This is a genomic window from Allocoleopsis sp. (assembly GCF_036703385.1).
GTDB lineage: Bacteria > Cyanobacteriota > Cyanobacteriia > Cyanobacteriales > Coleofasciculaceae > Allocoleopsis.
The window spans coordinates 1-2584 of the sequence record NZ_DATNPA010000209.1; the positions used below are offsets into that span (position 1 = coordinate 1).

Consider the following 2584-nt stretch of genomic DNA (forward strand, 5'->3'; position numbering starts at 1 on the left):
AAAGCTAACAATCTTTGATACTATGAAAGTTCCTGAGAACAAAAGAGGATATGCTGCATTACTGAAAAAAATTGGAGTCGAGCCAGAACTAGCAAATCAGGCTAGCAGCATACGAGCCAGGGGAGGAAGCAGAACGAACCAAGAGCGGGAAGTAATGAAAAAGGTGACAAGGTTCTTAGTGAACCTTGTTGAAGACGAAATCAACCGCGCAAAGTAAATCAAGTCCGAAGTGAAGTGCAGAATTACGCAAAGGTGAAATTCTGGATTCGATCGCCGTTGTCAATTTCCAGTCGAATGGAATTTGATAACACGACTGAGTAACCCCCGAAAACGCCTAGCTCTCTCATAAGCGAGAAACGGCAATAAAACTAAGCAACAGAAACAGTAGAAGAATTCGTAGCAACTGGCTGACCCCAAAACGTTTTATCTTCAGGGGCATAAATCGAATCATCGGGTGGACTAGCGGGAGTAGCAACCCCTTTCGCAATGTTCTCAATTTTTAAAATTCTATCCGTGTCACGCAGGAACAAGGGCGTAATCCAACTGCGAGCTTCAAGCAATTCATCAACGCCCAAACAATAAGGAAAAATGCCCTGTTGAAATTGTTTATCAGCCGCCTTTTCCACCATAGTAGAAAGCTCGGCTCCCGTCATATTAATGGTCTTATTGAGAATCACGCGCCACTGTTTGAGAGTTAAGGGATCGCCGCCTTTTTTATAGCGATCGTCAAAACGAGCCAGGTGCAGGTGCAAAATATCCTTGCGCTCTCCAGCAGGAGGGAAACCCACGTAAAAAATCTCATCAAAGCGCCCCAGACGAGTTAACTCCGGTGGCAAACAATCCAGCCTATTGAGGGTAGCAACCACGAAGACTTCGGAGACTTTATCCTGAAGCCAAGTCAACAGCAAACCAAGTACCTGACGCTGCTGAACGTCAGCGGGAACGCCAGGTTCTGGAAAGAGTTTATCCAACTCATCAAAGTAGGCTAAGGCGGGTTGAGACGCCTCGATTCGATTAATTAACTGACGCAAATAAGAAGCACCGCCCGAAGCGATCGCGCCCGTGTCTACGGCAATCATGGGAAAGCCCAAGATAGATGCACAAAACTTAGAAACGAAGGTTTTACCCGTTCCCGGTGGACCGACAAACAACCACCCTTTGGGAAGTGGAATGCCACGTTGACGCGCTTCATGGCTGTAGCGTTTTTTAACAGAATAAATGGCGTTGCGAATGTTAGTAACGCCACCAAAATTCTTGACGTTAGGCGGAGCTGTAAAGGCTAGATTAAAAGCCTTAAGGCGGTCGATTTTGTAGTCGAGCAAATTTTGAGTAACATCAGATGTGAGCTTGCCTCCATTTAAGTGGAACGAATATCGCAAGCCGGACTTAATTTCTTCAGTGGAAAGCCCCCCAGCACTAACGGCTAATTCAGGGATGATACTAGTATCTAAAGCTGGATCGAGAGAGGGAAGAAAGGTATGAAGAAGAGCAACGTTATCTTCATAACTAGGAAGAGGATGGATAAATTCAGGAACGACGCTACTCAAAGCCGGAGGCAATTCTTGCTCGGCTGTTGAAAGTAAAATGATAAATTTTTTGGAATTGCGAGAATCAAACGCCAAAGAAGTAACCTGGGAAACCAAGCGGACAACCGCAACCTGGGAAGAAACATCGGGAGAGGAAGCTACCAAAAAAGGATGCAAGTTCTCCAGGATAAAGATCCCTGACTGAGCTTCGGTTAGGAGAAATTGAAGAACGGAAAATGGATTAGTTGATGAGTTGAAATCGGCAAGGACTTCCTGTTTGTCCGATCCAATCAAAGCTAGAGTATTGCTGCCCAAGTTCCAGAGGTAGCAAGGTAGATCGAACGAGGTGGAAGCAATAGTGGCTAATGCCCCAAGGACGCTAATGCGTTCGGTAAGTTGACACTGGTAGGAAACAACCGAGTTTCCCGATTGCAGAGATAGCTTCAGCTTAGAATAGCTCATGGTTGAGTTGTAAAAAAGATTTACTTCTTGTGTGGCGCAACTTCTTAAGCAATGCACTCGCTCTCGTGCTGCCTCCAGCAGAGCGCCCTTGGAGTTAGGCTTGCACTCTTGGCGAGAATTAACCGAGTTCGAGTCCCTTGCTCTTTTTAGATTGAGCGGCGGCTGGAGCTGCACTAACGAAAGCTTGGGCGGCAACAGCCATTTTTGTATTGGATTGAGAGAGTGCGGGAATCATTTTTTCAAAATGAGCCAAGTCTTTCTCTTCCATGCGAGAACGCATCTGCCCATTACCCGCTGCCAACAGAACGTTACCTTCCTTATCGGTGATCATCACAGAACCCTTGGAATTGGCTCGGAAATCGTAAGAAAGCTTGCCGTCCACCTTGGCGTTCCCACCTTGAGATTTGGCGTAGTCAGACAGTGCCTTGATAATCCTGTTGACCCGCGAGATGTACTGCCCCTCGTGAATGGCTTGTTGAGTGAAACTACCGCTTGGCTCTTTGCCTGCATCCAAATCGGCACGCAACTGAACCGTTTTGGCAAAGTCACCACCCGATAGCGGTGGCAAGGTATTGTCCACTTTCACGCCCAAGATA

Annotated in this window: 2 protein-coding genes and 1 pseudogene; 1 reads left to right on the forward strand and 2 read right to left on the reverse strand. The window is 46.7% G+C overall.

Translation table 11 applies throughout. The features are described 5' to 3' along the window. Positions 1 to 217 (forward strand): hypothetical protein (locus V6C93_RS10360; protein WP_333476578.1); only part of this gene is annotated, 217 nt, incomplete at its 5' end. 151 nt (positions 218 to 368) lie between these two features. Here the strand turns inward: V6C93_RS10360 and V6C93_RS10365 are convergent. Further along, entirely contained in the window at positions 369 to 1988 is a 1620-nt protein-coding gene (locus V6C93_RS10365; protein WP_333476579.1) for an ATP-binding protein, read from the reverse strand. 118 nt (positions 1989 to 2106) lie between these two features. Then, positions 2107 to 2584, reverse strand: a pseudogene (locus V6C93_RS10370) (hypothetical protein); the annotation flags it as partial.